Below are 17458 nucleotides of genomic sequence, written 5' to 3' on the forward strand. Positions count from 1 at the left end.
GCGCGATGCCGGAGATCGTCGACTGGTCGGCGGCCGACGCGGCCACGCGGCAGCGGCTGCTGCAGCGACCCGCGCAGCAGGCCGGGCCGGAAGTTTCTGCGGCGGTGGCGCAGGTGCTGGCGGAAGTTCGCACCGGGGGCGAGGCCGCGCTGCGCGCCTGCACGCAGCGCTACGATGGTGTCGCACTCGACGAATTCGAGGTGGGCGCGGCCGAATTCGATGCGGCACTGGCCGCGGTGCCATCCTCGCTGCTGGGCGCGCTGCGCGAAGCGGCCGATCGGATCGCCGCCTTCCACCGCGCGGGCATGACGGGCGCCTACGCACTCGAGACGGCCGCTGGCGTGACCTGCGAACGGATCGTGCGGCCGATTCCCCGCGTCGGCCTGTACGTGCCCGCAGGCAGCGCGCCGCTGCCGTCGACCATGCTGATGCTCGGCGTCCCCGCGCAGCTGGCCGGGTGCCGCGAGCGCATCCTGTGCACGCCGCCGCGGCCGGACGGCAGCGCCGACCCGACAGTGCTCGCCGCCGCGCGCCTGACCGGCGTGTCCCGCGCGTTCAAGCTCGGCGGCGCGCAGGCGATCGCGGCGATGGGCTTCGGCATCGGCCCGGTGCCGCGCTGCGACAAGCTGTTCGGGCCCGGCAACGCCTACGTCACCGAAGCCAAGCGCCAGGTGCAGCAGACGGGCGCGGCAGCGATCGACATGCCCGCGGGGCCATCCGAGGTGCTGGTGGTCGCCGATGACGGCGCCAACCCGGCCTTCGTCGCTGCCGACCTGCTGTCGCAGGCCGAACATGGCCCGGATTCGCAGGTGCTGCTGCTGTCCGACAGCGCCGCGCTGCTGCGCGCGGTGGAGCGCGAACTCGATGCGCAGCTCGACGCGCTGCCGCGCCAGGCGGTCGCGCGGCAGGCGCTTTCGTCCTCGCGCCTAGTGCTGGTCGCGTCGATCGGCGAGGCGCTGGAGATCAGCAACGCCTACGCCCCGGAGCACCTGATCCTGGCGCTGCGCTCGCCGCGCGCCTGGCTCGATCGGGTGGAGTGCGCCGGCTCGGTGTTCCTCGGCGACTGGACGCCCGAAGCGCTGGGCGACTACTGCAGCGGCAGCAACCACGTGCTGCCCACCGGCGGTGCCGCGCGCGCGTGCAGCGGATTGTCGGTGGCGAGCTTCCAGACCTTCGTCAGCGTGCAGTCGGCGACGCCGGGCGGCATCGCCGCGATCGGCCCCTGCGCGATCACGCTGGCCCGCGCCGAGGGCCTCGACGCCCATGCCAACGCCGTGGCGCTGCGCATGCCAGGGGCTGCCGCATGAGCGCGGTGCTCGAGCTGGTGCGGCCCGACCTGCGCGGCTTCGCCGGATACCAATCCGCGCGCAGCGACGCCGCGCGCGGCGAGGTCTGGCTCAACGCCAACGAAGCGCCCTGGTCGAGCGTCGCCGACCGCGGCGGCCGCAACCGGCGCTACCCGGAACCGCAGCCGGCCGCACTGCGCGATGCGCTGGCCGCGCTGTACGGCTGTGCTCCGGACGCGCTGCTGCTCGGCCGGGGCAGCGACGAGGCCATCGACCTGCTGGTGCGCGCGCTGTGCGCGCCCGGGCGCGGCGCGGTCGTGGTCGCGCCGCCGGTGTTCGGCATGTATGCGGTCAGCGCGCGCCTGCACGGTGCGCGGGTGCTGGAGGTGCCGCTGCGCGACGGCGTTGCGGGCTTCGCCCCGGACCTGGACGCCATGGCGGACGCGGCGCTGTCCGGCGCGGCGAAGCTGGTCTTCCTGTGCTCGCCGGGCAATCCCACCGGCGAGCGGATGTCGACCGAAGCCGTCGAGCGGCTCGCGCAACGACTCGCGGGGCGCGCGGTGGTGGTGGTGGACGAGGCTTACGCCGAGTTCGCCGACGCGCCGTCGGCGCTAGTGGCGCTGCCGCGGCACCGCAACCTCGTGGTGCTGCGCACGCTTTCCAAGGCGCACGCGCTGGCCGGGGCGCGGATCGGCTGCGCCATCGCCGATCCGGGACTGGTGGAGGTGCTGCGCGCCTGCCAGGCGCCGTATCCGCTGCCCGCGTCCTGCGTTGCACTGGGGTTGGCCGCGCTGGCGCCGGCCTCGGTCGACGCCACCGGCCGTCGGGTTGCGCGCGTGCGCGAGCAGCGCGACCGGTTGGCTGCGGCGCTCGCGCACTTGCCCGGCGTGCGCCGCGTGTATCCATCGCAGGCGAATTTCCTGCTGGTGCGTTTCGACGATGCAGGCGCTGCGCTGCGGCGACTGCGCGCGGACGGCATCGTGGTCCGCGACCAGCGCGCCGCACCGCAGCTTGGCGACGCGCTGCGAATCAGCATCGGCACGCCGGCGCAGAACCGCCGCGTGCTGGCCGCCCTGGGTGGAGCAGCGGCATGAGGCCGATCCTGTTCGTGGACCGCGACGGCACCCTGATCGAGGAGCCCGCCGACTGCCAGATCGATGCCTTCGAGAAGCTGCGCTTCGTCGAGGGCGCGGTGCCGGCCCTGTGCAGGCTGCGCGATGCCGGCTACCGGCTGGTGATGGTCAGCAACCAGGACGGCCTGGGCACGCCCGCGTTTCCGCAGCACGCATTCGACGGACCGCACGCGCTGGTGCTGCAGGTGTTCGCGAGCCAGGGGGTGGCGTTCGAGCAGGTACTGATCGACCGCAGCCTGCCCGCCGAGTGCGCGCCGACCCGCAAGCCGGGGATCGGGCTGGCGTTGCCGCTGCTGCGCGAGCGCGATGTCGACTGGGCGCGGTCGGCGGTCGTGGGAGATCGCGACACCGACCTTGCATTCGCCGACAACCTTGGCATCCGCGGCTTCCAGCTGCGGACGGAGCGCTTCGGCGGCGACTGGGACTGGGAGGCGATCGCGCACGCGCTGGTGGATGCGCCGCGCACCGCGACGGTGGCCAGGCGCACGCGCGAGACGGCGATCCGTGTCCGCATCGACCTCGATCGCGCTGCCGAGCCGCGGGTGCAGACCGGGCTGGCGTTCTTCGACCACATGCTCGAGCAGATCGGCAAGCACGCCGGGATCGATCTCGACATCACCGCCGACGGCGACCTCGCCGTCGACGAACACCACACCGTGGAGGACACGGCGCTGGCGCTCGGCCAGGCCCTGCGCGAGGCGCTCGGCGACAAGCGCGGCATCGGTCGCTACGGCTTCGTGCTGCCGATGGACGAGGCGCTGGCGAGCGCCGCACTGGATCTCGGCGGGCGGGCGATGTGCGTGTTCCAGGGCGACTTCCACCGGGAGCGGGTCGGCGCGCTGCCGACCGAGCTGGTGCCGCATTTCTTCCGCTCACTGTGCGACGCCGGCGGCTTCAACCTGCACCTGCAGGTGCGCGGCGAGAACGACCACCACCAGGTCGAAGCCTGCTTCAAGGCGTTCGCGCGTGCGCTGCGCCAGGCCGTGGCGCGCCAGGGCACGGCGCTACCCAGCACCAAGGGCGTGCTGTGAGCGCGATGGCGGGCGAGGTGGCCGTTGTCGACGCCGGCGGCGCCAACCTGGGCTCGGTGTGCGCGGCGCTGCGGCGCCTGGGCGCCACGCCACGGGTGGTGCGCGACGGCCGCGAGCTGGCCGGCGCCGGGCGCGTGATCCTGCCGGGCATCGGCGCCGCGGCGCCGGCCATGGCGCGGCTGCGCGCGCGCGGTTTCCTCGTGCCGCTGCGCGCGCTCGACGTGCCGCTGCTCGGCATCTGCCTGGGCATGCAGTTGCTCTACGAATGGTCGGACGAAGGCGATACGCCGTGCCTGGGACTGCTGCCCGGCCGCGTGCGCGCGCTGCGCGGCGGCCTGGGCGTGCGCGTGCCGCACATGGGCTGGAACACGCTCGAAACCACGGACGACGAACCCCTGCTCGACGGCATCGCAACCGGGGAGCACGCGTACTTCGTGCACGGCTATGCGGTCGCGCCTGGCGCCGAAGCCCGCGCGGTGACGTGCCACGGCGACCATTTCGCGGCAGTCGTGCGTCGCGGCCTGGTGGCCGGCGCGCAGTTCCACCCCGAACGCTCGTCTGCGGCAGGCGCGCGCCTGCTGCACAACTTCCTGGCATGGCAGCCATGAGCGCGGCCGAGGTCGGGTTCACCGTGTATCCGGCGATCGACGTGCGCGACGGCGCCGTGGTGCGCCTCGCCCAGGGCGACTACGCGCGCGAAACGCGCTACGACGTCGATCCGCTTGCGCTGGCCGCCGCGTATGCGCGCGCCGGTGCGGCTTGGCTGCACCTGGTCGACCTGGACGCCGCGCGCGCGGGCGGGCCGACGCTGCATGGGCTGCTGCGGCGCATCCGCGACCAGACCGGCCTGCGGGTGCAGGTCGGCGGCGGCGTGCGCGACGAGCGTGACGTCGAGGCGCTGATGGAAGCCGGCGCCGAGCGCGTCGTGGTCGGCTCGGTCGCGATCCGCGAGCCGGAGCGGGTGCTGCGCTGGATCGCGTCGACGCCGGCACGGATCGTGGTGGCGCTGGACGCCCGCTGCGACGAAGACGGGCGCTGGGTGCCCGCCAGCGACGGCTGGACGCGCCCGGCAACACGCGGGCTCGACGCATTGGTCCGGCTCTATGCCGACGACGGGTTGCAGCACCTGCTGTGCACCGACATCGGACGCGACGGCATGCTCGCCGGCCCCGCACTGGCGCTGTACCGTGCGCTCCACGCCTGCGCGCCGGCGCTGCGCCTGCAGGCATCCGGCGGGGCGCGCGACGCTGCCGACGTCGCCGCGGCCCGCGCGGCCGGCTGCGCCGGCATTGTGCTCGGCAAGGCGCTGCTGGAAGGACGCCTCGAACTGCAGGACGCGCTGCAATGCTGAGCCGGCGGATCATTCCATGCCTGGACGTGCGCGACGGACGCGTGGTCAAGGGCGTGCGCTTCCGCGACCACGTCGACGTCGGCGACGCACTCGCGCTGGCCCGCGCCTATCGCGACCAGGGCGCCGACGAACTGGTGTTCTACGACATCGCCGCAAGCCCCGCCGGAAGCAGCGTCGACCCGAACTGGGTCGAGCGGATCGGCCGCGAGCTGGACATCCCGTTCTGCGTCGCCGGTGGCATCCGCAGCGTCGAGGACGCGCGGCGGGTGCTGCATGCCGGCGCGGACAAGATCTCGCTCAACACCCCGGCGCTGGAACGGCCAGCGCTGGTGTCGGAGCTGGCCGCGCGATTCGGTAGCCAGTGCGTCGTGGTCGGCATCGATTCGATCCGCGAGGCCGACGGCCAGTGGCGCGTGCGCAGCCACACCGGCCGCCCCGAGGCCATGCGCGCGCCCGGGCGTTCGACTATCGATTGGGTGCGCGAGGTACAGGCGCTCGGCGCCGGCGAGATCGTGCTCAACTGCATGGGCAGCGACGGCGTACGCGCCGGCTACGACCTGGCGCAGCTGCGCGCCGTGCGTGATGCGTGCGCGGTGCCACTGATCGCCTCGGGCGGCGCCGGCAGCCTCGCCCACTTCGTCGACGTCTTCCGCGAGGCCGATGTCGACGGTGCGCTCGCGGCCAGCGTGTTCCACGACCGTAGCATCGCCATTCCGGCGCTCAAGCGTGCGCTGGCCGATGCCGGCATCGAGGTGCGCCATGTCGCATGAGGGCACGCTCGACCCCGACGCGCTCGCGTGGGAACGGCAGGGCGGGCTGCTGCCGGCGATCGTGCAGGACGCCCGCTCGCATCGGGTCCTGATGCTGGGCTACATGGACCGCGCGGCGCTGGACGCGACGCTCGCCAGCGGCCTGGTCACGTTCTTCAGCCGCAGCCGCCAGCGCCAGTGGACCAAGGGCGAGACCAGCGGCCACGTGCTGGCGCTGGCCGCGATCGAAACCGACTGCGACGGCGATGCGCTGCTGGTACAGGCGGTTCCCCGCGGGCCGACCTGCCACCTCGAACGCACCAGCTGCTTCGCCGATGCGCCGGGCTCGGCGCTGGGGGAACTCGACGCGCTGCTCGCGACGCGCGAGCGCGAGCGCCCGCCCGGAAGCTACAGCACGCAGCTGTTCGAATCGGGCGTGCGCCGGATCGCGCAGAAGGTGGGCGAGGAGGGCGTGGAAACCGCGCTGGCGGGCGTGGCGCAGGACGATGCTGCGCTGCGCGCCGAGGCCGCGGACCTGGCCTATCACCTGCTCGTGCTGCTGCGCGCACGCGGCCTCGGGCTGCGCGAGCTGGAAGCCGAACTCGCCGCCCGCGCGATGGCTACGCCGCGCTGATCGACGTCTTGACGCAGTCGCGGCCGTTGGCCTTGGCAGCGTAAAGCGCGCGATCGGCGATCTCCAGCGCGGCGTCGATGTTGTCGATGGTGCCGGGCGCGATGGTGTGCACGCCCACGCTGGCGGAGATGCGGATCTCATGGCCCTGCGCGCTGCAGGTGTGGTCGACCAGGGCCCGGCGCAGGCTTTCGGCGACTTCCACCGCCTGGTGCAGGTCGTGCCCGAGCAGGCCGACCACGAACTCCTCGCCGCCGAAGCGCGCCAGCAGCGCATCGTGCACGCGCAGGACCTTGCCGACGCGCTGTGCGGTGCAGCGCAGGCAGTCGTCGCCGGCCAGGTGTCCGTGGCGATCGTTGATGGCCTTGAAGTGGTCGAGGTCGATCATCAGCAGCGACACCGCCCGGTGCGACTGCCGGCCTTCGGCCAGCATCTTCTCGAACGCCTCGTGGAAGTAGGTCCGGTTGTACAGGCCGGTCAGTCCGTCGCGCCGGCTGGAGTCGCGCAGGCGCCCATGCGCCTCCTCGAGCTGCACCAGCGCGCTGCGCACCTCCTGCGTGCGCTGTGCGACCTTGCGCTCCAGCTTCTGGTTGGCTTCCTCGGTGATGCGCGCGTTCTCCCTGCGCAAGGCGGCGTAGCGGTTGCCCAGCGCGATCGAGAGCAGCAGCATTTCGGCCGCCGAGCCGATCTGCACGCCGTACTCGGTGTAGAAGGTCTTGGGCAGGGCGCCAAACGCGATCAGGGTGAACAGCGTGGTGCCGAGCAGGAACATCGACCACGCCAGCATGAACAGTCGCGCCGGCACGTAGCCGCGGCGGACCACCACGATGCCCGCCACCGCGATCCACAGCACGCCCACCAGCACCGCGCGCGCCGCGATCGGGGTGGCCACCCGGTAGGGAAGCCACAGCGATGCGATGCCCAGCAGGACGAAGAAGCCGATCAGCGCGATGCTGACCTGGTTGCCGCGCGGGAAGCGCTTCTTCAGCTCCAGGAACGTGCGCGCGAACTGCTGCATGCCGATCAGCGCCAGGCAGATCGACAGCGGGACGGACTTGTCGGTCATCCACGCCGAGTTCGGCCACAGGTATTCGAACCCCAGGCCGTTGAGCGTGAACAGCACCATGCCGAACGCGCTGAGGTGGAACAGGTACCAGAAATAGCTGCCGTCGCGCAGCATCAGCCACAACACGGCGTTGTAGAAGAACAGCGCCAGCAGGATGCCGTAGTAGACGCCGATGGCCAGTTGCGCGTCGCGCGCGAGGCCGGCAAACGCCGTCGGAGTGAGCAGCGCCAGCGGTACCTGCATCGAGCTTTCGCTCTGCACCCGCACCAGCAGCTCCACCGGCTGTCCGGCGGGCAGGACGAACTGGAAGTTGGGGTGGCGGTCGCTGATGCTGCGCGCGTCGAACGGGCGGTGGTCGCCGCCGGCCTGGTGGACAACGCGACCATCGGCGTAGCGCACGTACAGGTCGACGTAGTCGCTCAGTGCGTATTGCTGGACGAGGATCCAGCGCGTCTCGGCCGGGTCGCGATTGACGACCCGCGCATGGAACCAGTACGCGCCGGGCTGGAAGCCGAATTCCGACTGTCCGGGCAGCGGCGCGAATTCGCCCGCGGCGAAACGGCGGAAGGCATCATCGGCTTCGTCGATGCCGCCGCTGTCGTGTCGATAGGCGAGATACGGGGACAGCTGGATGTCGTCGAAGCCGGGCTGGAGCTGCAGCACCTGCTGCGCCGACGCGACGCCAGGCAGCCACGCCGCGAGCAGCAGCGAGAAGAGCCACGCGAGCATCCGTACGTTGCGCATTCCCGGGCCCCGAATAAAGTCCCCTGGACCGCTGGCGCGGCCCTGCCGGCATTCTACGTCAGCGCGGGGTGCCGGCGCGGCGACGTTTCGGGCGGGCCGACCGTCTCGGGACGGCATAATGGCGGCCGATTCGGCAGAGGGAGAGCTGCGATGCGGCGTGGACTCGCGGCGGTACTCTGGCTGGCCTGCGGCGCAGCGCTCGCGCAGGCGCAGGGCGGCGTGGTGTTCGACGACGGCAACGGCAACGGCGTACAGGACGTCGGCGAGGCCGGCGTCGCAGGCGTCGCGGTGTCGAACGGCCGTGCGGTCGTGCGCAGCGACGGGCAAGGCCGGTACACCTTGCCGATAGCGGCCGGCCAGATCGTATTCGTGGTCAAGCCGGACGGCTGGCAGGTCCCCGCGGGCGCGGAGGGGCTGCCCGCGTTCTGGCACCAGCAGTCGCCAGGCGAACCCTCGACCCTGCGCCATGGCGGCTTGCCGGCAGGCCAGCCAAGCGATCGCGTCGATTTCCCGCTGCGGCGTGCGCCGACACCTGGCGCGGAGCTCGAAGTGCTGGTGTTCGCCGACCCGCAGCCAAAATCGCCTGCCGACATCGACTACTACCGCCGCGACATCGTCGCGCCGCTGCTGGACAGGACGCGCGCCACGCTGGGCCTGAGCCTGGGCGACATCGTCGACGACGACCTGTCGCTGTATCCGGCGATCAACGCGGTCACCGCATCGCTTGGCGTGCCGTGGCTGCACGTGGCCGGCAACCACGACATCGACCGGGACGCGCGCGACGATGCCGGTGCGTTGCAGACCTTCCGCAGCCACTTCGGCCCCGACACCTACGCCTGGGAAGAAGCGCGCGCAACGTTCGTGATGCTTGACGACGTGATCCACCAGCCCGGGTCGAAGCCTGGCTACACCGGCGGCTTCCGCGACGACCAGTTCGCCTTCCTCGAGGCCTACCTGCCGACGCTGCCGACCGATCGGCTGCTGGTGCTCGGCATGCACATCCCGCTGTTCGAGGCCGCGGGCCGCGACACCTTCCGCGACGCCGATCGCGAGCGGCTGTTCGCGTTGCTGCGCGACTTCCCGCACGTGCTGGTGCTCAGCGCCCACAACCACACCCAGCAGCACTGGTATCACGACGCAGGCACCGGCTGGCACGGCGCGCAGCCGCTGCACGAGTACAACGTCGGCGCCAACTGCGGCGCGTTCTGGTCCGGGGTCAAGGACGCGGCCGGCATTCCCGATGCGACCATGGCCGACGGCACGCCGAACGGACATGCGACGCTGAAGGTCTTCGATGGCGGACGCTATGCGCTGGCCTGGCACCCGGCGCGATTGCGCGGAGGCGATTCGGCTTTCACCGGGGCGATGGCGCTGCACGCGCCGAAGGTGCTGCGCGCCGGTGCGTATCCGGCGTGGGGGGTGTACGCCAACGTGTTCATGGGCGGCGACGACACGCGCGTGGAATTCCGGGTCGACGATGGCGAGTGGAAGGCGATGGCGAAGGTGGCAGCGGCCGATCCGCGGCTACTGGCGGAGAACGTCCGCGACGACCTCGCCGATGCGCTGCGCGGCTACGACCGCTCGCCGGAGGCCAAGCCGTCCGCGCACCTGTGGCGCGGCGCGCTGCCGACCGGCCTGGGCGTCGGCGAGCACCACGTCGAAGTCCGTGCGTTCGATGCCTGGCAAGGCGAGCAGCGCGCCGCGACGCGGTATCGTCTGCAGGACGCTGCGGAGTAGCGTCCATGGCCGATCCGTTGCCCATCGACCTGCAGCCCAGGCACTTCCGCGACGCCGCGAGCTGGGAGAAATGGCTGGTGGCGTGCGGCGATGGCCGCGGCGCATGGCTGAAGATCGCGAAAAAGAACGCCGGCGCGAACTCGGTGAGCTATGCGGAGGCGCTCGACGTTGCGCTTTGCCACGGCTGGATCGACGGCCAGAAGCGCAGCTTCGACGAGGTGTTTTTCCTGCAACGGTTCACGCCGCGCCGGCCGGGCAGCCTGTGGTCGAAGATCAACATCGGCCACGTCGAGCGGCTGGCGGCGGCGGGCCGCATGCAGCCAGGTGGCTGGCGCGAGGTCGAGGCCGCGAAAGCGGATGGACGCTGGGAGGCCGCATATGCCGGCGCGGCCAGCATGACGGAGCCGGAAGAACTCACGGCGGCACTGGCGAAGAACCGCAAGGCGCGCGCGTTCTTCAATGCGCTGGACAAGACCAACCGCTACGCCGTGTGCTGGCGCGTGCAGACCGCGAAGAAGCCGGAAACGCGCGCGGCCCGCGTCGCCAAGCTCGTGGCGATGCTGGCCAAGGGCGAGAAGATCCACGGTTGATCCGCTGGTAGCAATCGTTCTCCCGCCAGCTTGCGGGCGGAAAACCATCCGCGTTCGGGGCAGTCGCTTCGACGAGAAGCGCTGGCCTCGGTCAGCGTGGCGGCATCATCGTACGGGCGGATCCGCCGTAGCGGCGGGTTCAAGCAGACGCGACCCGGCATCGGCGGGCGCCGTGTTGTCGTCATAGGGGTAGGGAACGACCGGCCCGGGCACGAATTGCGATCGCCACAGTCCCAGCCGGTGCGCGATCTCGTCGCCCACGTCGATCTGCGGCAGCGAAGGCGTCTCGCCGTCCTCGCGTTCCCATCGAGAGATCTCGCCGCGGGCGATGTCGTAGGCGCCGGCGAAGCTGTTGCTGCGGTTGAGCCCGTCCACCAGCCACGCCCGGCCGAAATAGGTGGCGTCCGATTCGCTGCCGCAGCCGAAGGAGGCGCGGTCGGCCCGCGCGGCGGTGACCACCAGCGTGCGCGGCTCGCGCAGGGCGGGGATGAAGCCGCCCGAGTAGCAGGCCGAGATCGCCACCACCCGGTTGCGGATGCCGGCATCGTCCAGCGCCTTGCGCAACTCGCGCGGCGTGATCCATTGCTCCAGCACCGGCGGCAGCTGCACGGCGAGCTCGTGATCTTCGGTGCCGTGCAGGGTGAGATAGAGCAGCAGCACGTCCTCGTCGCGGTCCATCACCTCGCCAACGCCGGCCAGCGCGATGCGCAGGTTCTGCAGGGTGGCGAGCGGACGCGGGGCGGTGGTCAGGCTGTCGAGGTGGTTGACCAGGGTGACCACCCGATCCTGCGCGCCGAATCGCCGCGACATCAGTTCGTCGAGGTAGGCGACTTCATTGCGGAACACGTTCTCGGTGCTGTCGCCGGCGAAGCCGACGACATACAGGTCCACCTGGCCAGGACGCTGCGGCGCCAGCGCCGCGATGTCCCCGGCGATCAGGCGCCGGTCGCGGGCCCCCACGCTCTCGTCTTCGGCGCATGCCGGCAGCAGCAACAGCGCGGCGATCCCGAACAGGACCGCGGCGACGCCGGATCGGCGCCGACGGATCATGGCGCGGCGGGATCGATGTCGGTGAAGCGCTCCACCCGCACGTGGCCGTTGGTCGCGGCGCCGGTGCGCGGTTGCGGATAGTCCTCGCGGCGGTCGACGAGCACGGTGCGCATGCCGGCATCGCGCGCGGCGTCGAGCTCTTCGACCACGTCCGACAGGAACAGCACCTCGCCCGGCTCGCGCCCCAGCGAGCGCGCGATGCCACGGTAGCTGTCGGCTTCGCGCTTGTGGCCCACGGCGGTGTCGAAGAACGCGTCGAACAGCGGCAGCAGGTCGCCGGCGTCGGAGTTGCCGAACAGCAGCCGTTGCGCCGGCACCGAGCCGGAGGAATACACGGCGAGCACATGGCCGGCCTCGTCCCACCGCCGCAGCGCCTCGACCGCGTCGGGATAGACCGGCGCGGTGAAGTCGCCGCTGCGGTAGCCCGCGTCCCACACCATGCCCTGCAGCGCCTTGAGCGCGGTGTGCTTGCGGTCCTGGTCGATCCAGCCCTGCAGGGTCTCGACGACCATCGCGTCCTGGCACATGCCGCCGTTTTCCATCGCCACCTGGTCCAGCCAGTGGCGCACCTCCGGCTCGTTGCCGCGCGCGCGGACGAAGCCGGGCAGCGCCCGGCGGGCATAGGGAAACAGCACGTCCTTGACGAAGGAGATGCTGCTGGTGGTGCCTTCGATGTCGGTGAGGATGACTGGCTTCATGGGATGCCTTGATGCTCTTGTAGGAGCGGCTTCAGCCGCGAGCTCTTCTGGCTGCGAGGGGAGATTGAAAACTCGCGGCTGAAGCCGCTCCTACAGGGAGTCGGGTCGGTCGGTCAGAGGCGTGATGCGTGATTCACGATTCGTGATTCGTGATTGGTGGGCGGTTCCAGCGTCTTTGCGAATCACCAATGACGAATCACCAACCACCAATCACGACTTCTCGTAACGCGGGAAACGCTGCGCGATGTCGGTGCCGGTGAAATGCCCGACCCAGCCATCGGGCTCGGTGAAGAAGCGGATCGCCACGAAGTTCGGCTCCGGGCCCATGTCGAACCAGTGCGTGGTGCCGTCGGGCACCGCGATGAGGTCGTCCTGCACGCACTCGATCTCGTAGACCCGGTCGCCGACGTGCAGGGTGAACAGGCCGGAGCCGGCGACGAAGAAGCGCACCTCGTCTTCCTTGTGGAAATGTTCCTCGAGGAACTTCGCGCGCATCTCGTCGCGCTTGGGGTTGTCGGGCGCGATGCTCACCACGTCCACGCTCTTGAAGCCGCGCTCGGCGACGAGGCGGTCGATGTCGGCGCGGTAGGCGGCCATGACGTCTTCGGGGCTGGCGCCCGGCGCGATCGGCTGCGTGGCCCGCCAGCGTTCGAAGGTGACGCCGATCGCGCGCAGTTCGCGGGCGATCGCCTCGCCGTCACGGCTGTCGAATGCAGGAGTGTCGGGCGCGTTGTCGGCGAAAATGCGAAGACGGCTCATGGCGGCGGCTCGGATGGGGCCATCAGCCTACCAAGCCTTGCCTGCGCCGGCACGGACGCGGCCGAAACGCAGTGGTGCGCGTCGCGCGGGAAGCCCCGGAGCGGTCCGGAACAAGCATTCGCGTCGATCCAGGGGGAGGCACGCCCAGGGAGTTGCAAGCGCGTGCGACGCCAGCTCCGCTATGCGCAGCCGAGCTTGCGCAGTTCCAGCTCGCAGCCGAGCAGGAATTCGAACGCCTCCAGGTGGCGCCGCGCATCGGCCATGTCGCGACCCCATGCGTACAGGCCGTGGCCATCGATCAGGTAGCCCCACATGTCGCCGCGATCGAGCAGCGCGTCGACCTGCGCCGCCAGCGACGGCATGTCCTGGGTGTTGGGCAGGACCGGCAGGTCGAGCTCGGTCTCGTGCGTGGTGTTGCCGCTGAAGGCCTTGAGCAGTTCGTAGCCTTCCAGGTGCACATGGCCGGCGCCGGCATACAGCCTCGAGGCCACGGTCTGCACCTGCGAATGGGTATGCAGCACGCAGCCGATCCCGGGGAAACGGCGGTACAGCTGCGTGTGCAGCAGGGTTTCGGCGGACGGGCGGTGGTCGCTGCCCACGGCGCGGCCGTCGAAATCGACCACCATGATGTCGGCCTCGCGCAGCTTGCCCTTGTCGCGTCCGGAGACGGTGATCGCCGCATGGCGGTCGTCCAGGCGGCGGGAGAAGTTGCTGCTGGTCGCCGGCGTCCAGCCGAGCGCGGACAGTTCGCGGACGTTGACGATGATCTCGCCGGCCAGTTCGCACAGGCGATGGGTGTCGTAGGGCAGGGCGTCGGTCATCGCGCAATTCTAGCGCGCGGACAGTGCCTGCCCGGGCTCCCCCCGGAAGCGCCCGCGGGGCCGGCCCCCGGGATCACGCCCGGGCTTCGCGCCGGCGGCCGAAGCCGCGCCAGGCCGCCCATGCCAGCAGCACCACGATCATCGCGCCGACCAGGGTGTCGACCGGGGTGGAATACACGAGCAGGCCGCAGGCGATCAGTGCGCCCATGCCGAGCATGCGTTCGCGGGTCCCGGAGGGCTTCGCCCGGGTGCCGAGCAGCAGGCTGAGTCCGGCGGCGATGTAGGCCATCACCACCAGGATCACGACGATGCCGATCAGGAACTCGAACTGGTTGGCGACCGTGTCCGAAGAGCTCACGAACGCGAGCACGGTCATGGATGCCGCGATGACCAGCAGGCCCCAGCCGGCGGAGCCGTTGCTCCGCAGGCGGCCGAACAGCGAGGGCAGCATGCCGCGCTGGGCGGCACGGGCGCCGGATTCCCCCGTCACCAGCATCCAGCCCCCGAGCGTGCCGGTGGCCTTGAGCGCAGCGGCCGCGGCGATGATCGGGATCGCCCAGGCGCCGAACATCTTTCCGGCGACCAGCGCGAACGGGGCGCCGGAGGCGGCCATTTCCGCGGCGGGCACGATGCCCATCATCAACACCGACGACACCAGGTACACCAGCCCGGCGATCGCGATCCCGCCCAGCGTCGCGCGCGGCACGTTGCGGTCAGGGTCTTCGACCACGCCCGCCACCATCGCCCCGGTTTCCAGGCCGACGAAGGCCCAGAAGATCGGCGCCAGCGAACTGAACACGACCGACACGTCGGACTGCTCGGTGACATTCCACGCCGAGCGGTACAGCGCGGGGTCGAAGCTGGCCCAGCCGGCGGTCAGCACCGCGACGACGGGCAGCAGGCCAAACACCACGCAGAACGACTGGAACCTGGCGATCGAGCGCGGGCCGAGCAGGTTGAGGGCGAACATCAGCCAGATCAGGCCGATCTGCCCGAACAGGCGGACGGTCTGGCTGTCACCGATCGGCAGCAGCAGGACCAGGTAGCCGAACGCCGCCACCGCGATCGCGTTGTTGCCCATCCACGACGACAGCCAGTACAGCGTGGTGGCGAGAAAGCCCATGTCGCGCCCCAGCGCGGGCCGGACATAGTCGTCGGGCGACTGCATGTGCGGATATTCGCGCGCCAGTCGCGCGAACGCGCCGCCCAGCACCACCGCCAGCACGGTGCCCAGCAGCCAGGCGATGGCGGTGACGCCGCCGGATTTCGCAAGGGTCGCCGGAAGCAGGAAGAATCCCGATCCGATCATGTTGTTGGCGACCACGAAGGTCGCGAGCACGGGGCCGATCTTGCGGGCGGAGGCGGTGGTCATCGCGTGGTCCAGTGGCCCGCGGGCGGGCCGGAGGTTGACGATTCGGTCAAGGAAAGACGGCGCGGTTGCCCGCGCCGTCGTGGTTCACTGCGCTCCGGGCCGGTTCCCCGGAGCGGCCGCGTCAGGCCTGCGGGCCTTCGTGGAACGGCGGTTCCGGCGGCGGGATCTCTCCGGCCTTGGCATCGCGGATATCGCGTGCGAGCTCGCTGTGCCGGTACCCGTACAGCCGGTAGATGATGATGCCCAGGACCGCCCAGCCGAAGAACATCGACAGCGTATAGCCGGACAGGTTGAGGAACAGCAGCAGGCATCCCGCGATCGCGGCGGGGCAGACGATCCACGCGAACGGCGTGCGGAACGGCCGGTGCCGGTTGGGTTCGCGCTTGCGCAGGATCAGCACGCCCGCGGCCACGGCCATGAACGCGAACAGCGTGCCCGAATTGGAGATGTCCGCCAGGATGCCCACCGGGAACAGCGCGGCGAACAGCGAGACGAACAGGCCCGTGAGCAGCGTCACCACGTGCGGGGTGTGGAAGCGGGGGTGGATCCGGGACAGCGCTTCGGGCAGCAGGCCATCGCGAGACATCGTGAAGAAGATGCGGGTCTGCCCGAACATCATCATCAGGATCACCGAGGGCAGGGCGAGTGCGGCCGCCAGGCCGATCGCGTTGCCGACGTTGGCAAACCCGAGCATGCGCATCACGTGGGCCAGCGGCTCGCGGCTGCAGACCAGCGCCTGGCTGTTGGCACAGGCTTCGGCCATCGCCGGAGTGCCCGGGTGGATGGCGACGCCGGCCGCGTCGAACATCGGTTGCGCCCCCATCGAGCCGACCGCGCCATAGCTCACCAGCAGGTAGAACACCGTGCACACCGCGAGCGAACCGATCAGGCCGATCGGGATGTTGCGGTTGGGATTCTTGGTTTCCTCCGCCGCGGTGGACACCGCGTCGAACCCGACATAGGCGAAGAAGATCGACGCCGCGGCGCCCAGCACGCCGATGCCGCCCAGCGGACTGCCCCAGCCGGTCGGAAGGAACGGTTCGAAGTTGGGAGCCTGCGCAGCCGGGACCGCGATCGCGATGAAGATCACCAGCGCTGCCACCTTGATCGAGACCAGCACCGCATTGACCTTGGCGGATTTCGAGGTGCCGACCACCAGCAGGACCGTCACCAGCAGCGCGATCAGGAATGCGAGCAGATTGAAGCTGCCGCCGTCGATCGGGCCTGTTTTCAATGCCCTGGGCAAGTCGACGCCGACACTGGTCAGCAAGCCATTCATGTATCCCGACCAGCCCACCGACACTGCGCCTGCGGCCACCGCGTATTCGAGCACCAGCGCCCATCCGACAACCCAGGCGAGCGCTTCGCCCAGCACGCCGTAGGTGTAGGTGTAAGCCGAGCCCGACACCGGCACCATCGCGGCCAGTTCCGAGTACGCGAGCGCAGCCAGGCCGCAGACGACGGCGGCGATCACGAACGAGACCATCATGGCCGGTCCGGCCTTCTGCCCGGCCTCGGCGGTCAGCACGAAGATGCCGGTGCCGATGACCGCACCGATGCCCAACATAGTCAGCTGGAACGCTCCGAGTTGCCTTGTCAGCGCCTTCTTGCCGGCGGTTTCAAGAATCTTGTCGAGCGGCTTGACGCGCCAAAAAAGCATGGAGTGGCTCCCCGGGGTGGATGCTGTCGGATGGATGGCACACCGGCCGCTGTGCGGCCGGAACCCGGCGACCATAACCGCCGTGGCACCGCGCGCACAAGCGCCATCGCCCGCTGCCTCATCGCTAGAATTGGCCGATGGAGAGCGAGAACAGCGTGCCGCACCGCAACATCGCCGCGTCGCCCGATCCGCAGTTGCGGGCGGCGCTGCGTGACTATGCCCGTCGTTGGCCTGCCGAGGCCCTGCGCGTCGAGGATTTCCTGGCGCTGCTCGCCGATCGTGCCGACCCGTTCGCACGCGAGCGGATCGCTGGCCACTTCACCGCATCGGCCTGGCTGGTCGACCGCAGTGGCAGGAACATCCTGCTGACCCACCATCGCAAGCTCGGCATGTGGCTGCAGCTGGGCGGCCACGCCGATGGCGACCGCGACCTTGCGCGCACGGCGCTGCGCGAGGCGGAAGAAGAGTCGGGCCTGTCCGGCCTGCAGGTCGTGGAAGGCATCTTCGATCTCGACCGCCACCGGATCCCCGAACACAAGGACGTGCCTGCCCACTGGCACTACGACGTGCGCTACATCGTGCAAGCCGGCGACGACGAAGACTTCGTCGTCAGCGACGAATCGCACGCGCTGGCATGGCGTGACATCGAATCGCTCGCGGTGGACGAAACGGCGGACGCATCGCTGCGGCGCATGGCCGCGAAGTGGCTCGATCGACCAGCCGGCCCGTAAGGCGGGGCGCTGCCCTGTCCCGTGCCGAAAGCACCCTGCCTTTGCAGGA

General features: G+C 70.6%; 17 protein-coding genes. 10 read left to right on the forward strand and 7 right to left on the reverse strand.

The genetic code is table 11. The features are described from left to right. The first annotated feature begins 5 nt into the window (after positions 1–5). From hisD to hisIE, 7 genes are read left to right on the forward strand one after another with little or no spacing between them, the layout of a single operon-like run. Positions 6–1307 carry a histidinol dehydrogenase gene (gene hisD, locus ACFOM9_RS03935; protein ID WP_386707311.1) on the forward strand — a complete coding sequence of 434 codons (1302 nt, stop codon included), beginning with the start codon at positions 6–8 and terminating at the stop codon, positions 1305–1307. After that, on the forward strand, positions 1304–2380 hold the full coding sequence (gene hisC, locus ACFOM9_RS03940; RefSeq protein WP_386706364.1) for a histidinol-phosphate transaminase: 1077 nt from the start codon (positions 1304–1306) through the stop codon (positions 2378–2380). The genes hisD and hisC overlap by 4 nt, the downstream gene beginning before the upstream one ends. Continuing rightward, entirely contained in the window at positions 2377–3450 is a 1074-nt protein-coding gene (gene hisB / locus ACFOM9_RS03945) for a bifunctional histidinol-phosphatase/imidazoleglycerol-phosphate dehydratase HisB (protein ID WP_386706366.1), read from the forward strand. Before hisC ends, hisB begins: the two co-directional genes overlap by 4 nt. Before the next feature lie 5 nt (positions 3451–3455). Continuing rightward, positions 3456–4058: an imidazole glycerol phosphate synthase subunit HisH gene (gene hisH, locus ACFOM9_RS03950; RefSeq protein ID WP_386707314.1), complete on the forward strand. Its 603-nt coding sequence runs from the start codon at positions 3456–3458 to the stop codon at positions 4056–4058. Continuing rightward, a complete protein-coding gene (locus ACFOM9_RS03955) occupies positions 4055–4801 on the forward strand; it encodes a 1-(5-phosphoribosyl)-5-[(5-phosphoribosylamino)methylideneamino]imidazole-4-carboxamide isomerase (RefSeq protein WP_386707317.1) in 747 nt (248 codons plus the stop codon). Before hisH ends, ACFOM9_RS03955 begins: the two co-directional genes overlap by 4 nt. Next, positions 4795–5571 (forward strand): imidazole glycerol phosphate synthase subunit HisF, encoded by a 777-nt coding sequence (hisF, locus tag ACFOM9_RS03960; RefSeq protein WP_386706368.1) that lies wholly within the window; start codon positions 4795–4797, stop codon positions 5569–5571. Before ACFOM9_RS03955 ends, hisF begins: the two co-directional genes overlap by 7 nt. Next, on the forward strand, positions 5561–6184 hold the full coding sequence (gene hisIE / locus ACFOM9_RS03965; protein WP_386706370.1) for a bifunctional phosphoribosyl-AMP cyclohydrolase/phosphoribosyl-ATP diphosphatase HisIE: 624 nt from the start codon (positions 5561–5563) through the stop codon (positions 6182–6184). The genes hisF and hisIE overlap by 11 nt, the downstream gene beginning before the upstream one ends. Here the strand turns inward: hisIE and ACFOM9_RS03970 are convergent. Beyond that, positions 6171–7976 carry a sensor domain-containing diguanylate cyclase gene (locus ACFOM9_RS03970; protein ID WP_386706371.1) on the reverse strand — a complete coding sequence of 602 codons (1806 nt, stop codon included), beginning with the start codon at positions 7974–7976 and terminating at the stop codon, positions 6171–6173. The two genes, hisIE and ACFOM9_RS03970, sit on opposite strands and share 14 nt — an antisense overlap. A 165-nt stretch (positions 7977–8141) precedes the next feature. On the opposite strand from ACFOM9_RS03970, the gene ACFOM9_RS03975 reads away from it, so the two are divergent. Both ACFOM9_RS03975 and ACFOM9_RS03980 read left to right on the forward strand, forming a co-directional pair. Continuing rightward, entirely contained in the window at positions 8142–9728 is a 1587-nt protein-coding gene (locus tag ACFOM9_RS03975) for a calcineurin-like phosphoesterase C-terminal domain-containing protein (RefSeq protein WP_386706373.1), read from the forward strand. A gap of 5 nt (positions 9729–9733) precedes the next feature. Beyond that, positions 9734–10318: a YdeI/OmpD-associated family protein gene (locus tag ACFOM9_RS03980; RefSeq protein ID WP_386706375.1), complete on the forward strand. Its 585-nt coding sequence runs from the start codon at positions 9734–9736 to the stop codon at positions 10316–10318. A gap of 105 nt (positions 10319–10423) precedes the next feature. Here ACFOM9_RS03980 and ACFOM9_RS03985 read toward each other — a convergent pair whose 3' ends face one another. From ACFOM9_RS03985 to ACFOM9_RS04010, 6 genes are all read right to left on the reverse strand, one after another. Then, positions 10424–11368 (reverse strand): C13 family peptidase, encoded by a 945-nt coding sequence (locus tag ACFOM9_RS03985; protein WP_386706377.1) that lies wholly within the window; start codon positions 11366–11368, stop codon positions 10424–10426. Continuing rightward, entirely contained in the window at positions 11365–12066 is a 702-nt protein-coding gene (mtnC, locus tag ACFOM9_RS03990) for an acireductone synthase (protein WP_386706379.1), read from the reverse strand. The genes ACFOM9_RS03985 and mtnC overlap by 4 nt, the downstream gene beginning before the upstream one ends. Positions 12067–12276: 210 nt before the next feature. Further along, complete coding sequence (locus ACFOM9_RS03995; protein ID WP_386706381.1) at positions 12277–12825, reverse strand: 1,2-dihydroxy-3-keto-5-methylthiopentene dioxygenase; 549 nt, start codon at positions 12823–12825, stop codon at positions 12277–12279. Between the two features lie 179 nt (positions 12826–13004). Then, complete coding sequence (locus ACFOM9_RS04000) at positions 13005–13646, reverse strand: methylthioribulose 1-phosphate dehydratase (protein WP_386706383.1); 642 nt, start codon at positions 13644–13646, stop codon at positions 13005–13007. Positions 13647–13719: 73 nt separating this feature from the next. Beyond that, on the reverse strand, positions 13720–15018 hold the full coding sequence (locus tag ACFOM9_RS04005; RefSeq protein ID WP_386706385.1) for an amino acid permease: 1299 nt from the start codon (positions 15016–15018) through the stop codon (positions 13720–13722). A 121-nt stretch (positions 15019–15139) separates the two neighbouring features. Beyond that, positions 15140–16678, reverse strand: coding sequence for an amino acid permease (locus ACFOM9_RS04010; protein WP_386706387.1), 1539 nt, complete (start codon positions 16676–16678; stop codon positions 15140–15142). Positions 16679–16815: 137 nt separating this feature from the next. On the opposite strand from ACFOM9_RS04010, the gene ACFOM9_RS04015 reads away from it, so the two are divergent. Further along, the gene (locus ACFOM9_RS04015; protein WP_386706389.1) at positions 16816–17409 is read left to right on the forward strand and encodes an NUDIX hydrolase; all 594 of its coding nucleotides are present in this window, start codon (positions 16816–16818) and stop codon (positions 17407–17409) included. Positions 17410–17458 lie beyond the last annotated feature (49 nt).

It is taken from the genome of Luteimonas notoginsengisoli, assembly GCF_042648885.1.
Classification (GTDB): domain Bacteria; phylum Pseudomonadota; class Gammaproteobacteria; order Xanthomonadales; family Xanthomonadaceae; genus Luteimonas; species Luteimonas notoginsengisoli.

What these genes read in the sequence shown, in the direction of transcription:
- hisD (WP_386707311.1), top strand. Translation starts at nt 6, where the DNA reads ATGCCGGAGATCGTCGACTGGTCGGCGGCCGACGCGGCCACGCGGCAG.
- hisC (WP_386706364.1), top strand. Translation starts at nt 1,304, where the DNA reads ATGAGCGCGGTGCTCGAGCTGGTGCGGCCCGACCTGCGCGGCTTCGCC.
- hisB (WP_386706366.1), top strand. Translation starts at nt 2,377, where the DNA reads ATGAGGCCGATCCTGTTCGTGGACCGCGACGGCACCCTGATCGAGGAG.
- hisH (WP_386707314.1), top strand. Translation starts at nt 3,456, where the DNA reads ATGGCGGGCGAGGTGGCCGTTGTCGACGCCGGCGGCGCCAACCTGGGC.
- ACFOM9_RS03955 (WP_386707317.1), top strand. Translation starts at nt 4,055, where the DNA reads ATGAGCGCGGCCGAGGTCGGGTTCACCGTGTATCCGGCGATCGACGTG.
- hisF (WP_386706368.1), top strand. Translation starts at nt 4,795, where the DNA reads ATGCTGAGCCGGCGGATCATTCCATGCCTGGACGTGCGCGACGGACGC.
- hisIE (WP_386706370.1), top strand. Translation starts at nt 5,561, where the DNA reads ATGTCGCATGAGGGCACGCTCGACCCCGACGCGCTCGCGTGGGAACGG.
- ACFOM9_RS03970 (WP_386706371.1), bottom strand. Translation starts at nt 7,976, where the DNA reads ATGCTCGCGTGGCTCTTCTCGCTGCTGCTCGCGGCGTGGCTGCCTGGC.
- ACFOM9_RS03975 (WP_386706373.1), top strand. Translation starts at nt 8,142, where the DNA reads ATGCGGCGTGGACTCGCGGCGGTACTCTGGCTGGCCTGCGGCGCAGCG.
- ACFOM9_RS03980 (WP_386706375.1), top strand. Translation starts at nt 9,734, where the DNA reads ATGGCCGATCCGTTGCCCATCGACCTGCAGCCCAGGCACTTCCGCGAC.
- ACFOM9_RS03985 (WP_386706377.1), bottom strand. Translation starts at nt 11,368, where the DNA reads ATGATCCGTCGGCGCCGATCCGGCGTCGCCGCGGTCCTGTTCGGGATC.
- mtnC (WP_386706379.1), bottom strand. Translation starts at nt 12,066, where the DNA reads ATGAAGCCAGTCATCCTCACCGACATCGAAGGCACCACCAGCAGCATC.
- ACFOM9_RS03995 (WP_386706381.1), bottom strand. Translation starts at nt 12,825, where the DNA reads ATGAGCCGTCTTCGCATTTTCGCCGACAACGCGCCCGACACTCCTGCA.
- ACFOM9_RS04000 (WP_386706383.1), bottom strand. Translation starts at nt 13,646, where the DNA reads ATGACCGACGCCCTGCCCTACGACACCCATCGCCTGTGCGAACTGGCC.
- ACFOM9_RS04005 (WP_386706385.1), bottom strand. Translation starts at nt 15,018, where the DNA reads ATGACCACCGCCTCCGCCCGCAAGATCGGCCCCGTGCTCGCGACCTTC.
- ACFOM9_RS04010 (WP_386706387.1), bottom strand. Translation starts at nt 16,678, where the DNA reads ATGCTTTTTTGGCGCGTCAAGCCGCTCGACAAGATTCTTGAAACCGCC.
- ACFOM9_RS04015 (WP_386706389.1), top strand. Translation starts at nt 16,816, where the DNA reads ATGGAGAGCGAGAACAGCGTGCCGCACCGCAACATCGCCGCGTCGCCC.